This window comes from Methylosinus sp. RM1, from assembly GCF_011378635.1.
GTDB classification, from domain to species: domain Bacteria; phylum Pseudomonadota; class Alphaproteobacteria; order Rhizobiales; family Beijerinckiaceae; genus Methylosinus; species Methylosinus sporium.
In genome coordinates this window covers 1-4217 of sequence record NZ_WOVC01000080.1, presented here as the reverse complement: position 1 = coordinate 4217, position 4217 = coordinate 1, and the positions used below count along the sequence as shown (strand labels likewise).

Below are 4217 nucleotides of genomic sequence, written 5' to 3'. Positions count from 1 at the left end.
ATGCCGCAAGCGGTAAAGGTGCTCCAGCAGCCTGCCCCTGATTTCTGCATCCGTCATAAGACCCCTCGCGGCGACCAATCAAATATGTGATAAAGGATATTATCATATATAGCATGCCATGCACCGCCACGGTGGTGCAAACGGTTTTTCAAAAACGGCGTGTCACCTGTGGAAGCAGGCGAACCTCAGGAGCGGCGGTCGTCGTCGCGGTCATAGGCCGTCCACTCGATCCCGAATCCTTTGAACGAGCGAAAGCGCTCGCGCCGACAATCGCGGCGGCGAGGCCCTGCGCCCTTCAAGGTCAGATACAGAGAGAACAGCCCGACAGCGCAACTCAGCCAGTCCCGCATGTCGTTGAACATGTCGGGCAGAGCATCCTATCGGAGCCAAAGAAAACCCGCCTGTCGGCGGGCATGGTTGCGGCAAGTCGCCGCCGATCCTCTCGAACGATCCGAGAGGAATTTCGACCGGCCGATCATGACCGGAGTTGTTTGCAAGCAACAGAAGCGCCAGCGAGAATGCCAGCGCTAACACTCAGGCAAAGCTTCGCACTTTTAGTGAAATCGGCGCTTCTGCGCTCCCTTCACCAACTCGGGTCCACAAGGCCGATAGCTTATGCGCGTATCGACGGGGATCGTCCGTCAGCTGCTCTCGCAGCTGTTTTGAAGCACCGGGCACGAATCGCCTACGATGCCAGAAAAACATATCATTTTCCGCGTTTTTGTCTCACCCGATTTTGCGATTTGTCGATTTTTGCTCCACGAGACGCCATGCCTTTTGCACGCATCTTCTGCATAGCTCAAACCCCTGAAAGATCAGCGACCTACGGATTATGCGGAAATCTTAATTTTTGCAACGGTAGGGACGCGCAACATCGACCTCGCTCAAGCCTGATTCAGGGGTCGCCGGTTAAGGCGAGAGACGAGGCTTAGGGCTGGCGGTCGTCGTCACGGCGGTAGTACGTCACCTCGAATTCCCGGACTTTCAGCGACCAGAATTTTTCATGGTAGCCTGGCCGCTTCGCGGGCCAGAGTCGTCGCAGGAACGAGAGGCCGTATTTAACCGCAACGGCATGAAGCCAGCCCGCCATGTTGTCGAACATGCGGGGTCGGCGTCTCGTGGGTGGATGCCAACAAAAAACCCGCCAGAGGCGGGTTAGGGAAGCCAGGCGCTAATCGCCCCGCTATCGAAAATATAGCCGAAAGCTCCCGTTTTTGTGCAGCCCCTTTCAAATTTTTTTTCGCCGCGCTCAAACCGGAACACGGCGAGTCATCGACCTGATGACCCTAGCCGGTCGCTATCCAAATATTTGTTGCACGTCAAGGAATCCGGGCACTCAAGCATGACGGGCTTGGCGTGCCGCTCGGATTGCAATCGCGTTACAGCGCCCGTCGTATCTTCTCGTGATCGCAATTGACGTCCTCCGGGCCCGGCGAAACTGGGCACGACGAATCAATTCCGAAGGTCGCGAAGATGGACACGCATTCGATAAGCGAAGCGGCACCGCGCCCCCGCCCGGCGCTTCGCCGCGCGGCCCAGCCAGTCCGCAGCCGCCCGGCGGCCCCAAGCCCGCGCCGCAAGCGCCAAAGCCGCCGCCTGCTTCCTCAACGCCGAGACAAGAGCGGGGGGGCTACTACCTCCGGATGTTGTTCAGGCACATAGGACAACGTCGGGGTCGAGCCGATCGAACCGCGCCACCAGGCGCTTCTCGCCGATCCGGCTCTCGGACGTCGCGACGCGGCCGATCGGAGAAGCGTGCAAATATTCCCGGCCGACGCTCTGGCGTCCAATGGAGTGTCATTGTAACGTGATCGACACTACGTATTGTTGCGCCGTCCGCCTGAATGAGACTCGGGAACAGCCCCGCTTGAATATCTTTATTGCAAAACGAGGGTTGGCAACATGCGCTGTAGGATTTTGGCGGCGTCCTCGCCTTCACCTACCTTATGCTCAAGCGCGCAGCAGAATTCATGATACAAAGCGCACATCTACGACTATGTTACACTAATGTAGTCATGATCGCGCATAATTCGTAGAACTAATGATCGACGCTACGCAGCTTATAAGTAAATTCATTCGCTTAATCGGAGCCTCCAACCGTGACCATCTATACGAAAAATTGTGACGCCTTCGTCGTCCTTCAGAATACGTCATCGTCGCCGAGCGCCAGATGGTCCATCGTCACCATTATTCAAGCCTCCTTGATAAGGCTCACAGCACCCGGCCTCCATTGTTCGTCGAGCCTGCCGTCTATACGGCCGCTGAAATTTTCAGTGAACTCGAGCATTGGCGGATGGAGTCACGCCATGAATGTAAAGACAATTATTGCTCTTCTATTCACTTCTTATTTCGCCTTCATGACTTCGCCAGCGCGCTCAACGGAATATTATTCATTTTCTTCGCTGAGTTATTCAGGTAATCTACAGCCAGGCGGCCAGTTGAGCGGCGTCGCCGTTCTGACGGCGTCGTCGGCGATAGGCTCCGACTCTGTCTGCATAGGTTTTGCGAGTCCATCTCAATACAACTTCGGAAACTGCCAAGTCATAAATCTAAATACAGGCATCAACTATATAAATTTCAACATAAATATTCCAATTGATGCGGAACTAAACACTTACACAGGCACGATTTCCGTATATAACTCAAATCCATGGACCCTACTCGCCCAGTCGTCGACGCTAGCCACGCTCTCGATGACGCCACAGACAGGCACATATACATTTACATCACTGAATTATTTAGGGAACACCAAGCCTAACGGCCAATTGAGCGTTACAGCCACTTTGACGACAACGGTCGCTACAACATCAGATTCTGTCTGCGTTGGTTTCACCGACCAATACCAATATAATTTTGGAGAATGCAAGGTTGTAACTTTGAATGCAGGGGGAAACTCTATTCATTTCGACCTGAACATTCCCGCAGATGCCCAACTATCCGATTACATCGGAAAGATCTCCGTCTACAATTCTAATCCTTGGACCTTGCTTGCCGAGTCGCAGGCACTAGCTACACTCTCCGTCGTCGCCAACTCGACCACGAGTCCGCCGGTTCTCACTGGCAATAACGCGGTTCTGCTATGGGAGCAGGACTTCAGCGTCACACCTCTCACATTGAGAAGCGCCTCCAGCGCTACTGCGGGCGTGTGGATGCCGAACGACATGACTTGGCAGTCGCCTGTGCAGGGCTATGTCGACTTCGCGGCCTCGCCCTGCTCTTTTGCGGACGTCGCCTCCGGCGTCTGCAACATGGCCGGCGGCACTTTTGACATCAACCCCAATGATCCGACTATGCTGGGAATCAGCCCGTTTTCGCAAGCGAACGGCTATTTGACGATTTCCGCGAGCCGGACGCCCACAAATCTGGAACCGGCAATCCAAGCCGAAATGACCGCGCAAGGCACTCCGGGTCCGATCCCTTCCTTCATCGGCGGACGTCTGGAGGCCAATCCGGCCGTATTTCCAGGATTTACTTACGGTTACTTCGAGTTTCGCGCGGCTTTTCCGAATGCCGGACCCGGCATGTTTCCGGCTCTATGGTTCTATTCAACGCCCGGACAAAACCCCAATATGCCGCATGCGGAAATTGATCTGCTCGAATTCTTTGGTCATTCCGACGTCTTCTACACCACCATCCACTCAGGCGGCGCGACCAACAATAATGGAACCACGATAGGCCAGCACGCCGGGTTGATCGACAGCCAATTCCACACTTACGGGATGGACTGGACGGCGCAGCACATCGACTTCTACGCCGACCAGCAGTTGATTTATTCGGCTCCTGCTCCTCTAGTGGCCGCCTATCAGGGCGTATCGCTGACACCCGTCATGGACTATGTCGCAGATGCGAGTTGGATGGCTTCCAACATCTATTTGCAGGCCAATTCGACGACGCCCAATCCGCTCGTCATGCACATCAATTATGTTCGGCTCTACAGCGTGAAGCCGTTTTGATCTACCCTCGAAAATGTCGAACTTTTTTCTGGTTCGCCAACGCTCGGTCTCGAAAAGCCTCCCGTGGCGCCTATTTTCGGGGATATGCTTCTCGTGCCCATCGGACTAAACGCCGCTTTGCGACGTCGCGCATCCTCGCCTCGAGCTCTTTCAGAGTAAGCGCCGTCGCGACCCCATTGATTCTTTGGGTTCGGAAGGATTTTCGGATGTGAGATTCTTCGGAGGGACAGCCATGTCTCTGGAAGGATCCGAAGATGAACGAGA

At 54.8% G+C, this 4217-nt stretch carries 2 protein-coding genes; one reads left to right on the top strand and one right to left on the bottom strand.

Going from position 1 to position 4217, the window contains the following annotated elements; genetic code table 11:
• Positions 1-928 precede the first annotated feature (928 nt).
• Entirely contained in the window at positions 929-1102 is a 174-nt protein-coding gene (locus FMZ75_RS20815; RefSeq protein WP_166146140.1) for a hypothetical protein, read from the bottom strand.
• 997 nt (positions 1103-2099) lie between these two features.
• On the opposite strand from FMZ75_RS20815, the gene FMZ75_RS22325 reads away from it, so the two are divergent.
• Complete coding sequence (locus FMZ75_RS22325; RefSeq protein ID WP_166146137.1) at positions 2100-3953, top strand: glycoside hydrolase family 16 protein; 1854 nt, start codon at positions 2100-2102, stop codon at positions 3951-3953.
• Positions 3954-4217: the final 264 nt, after the last annotated feature.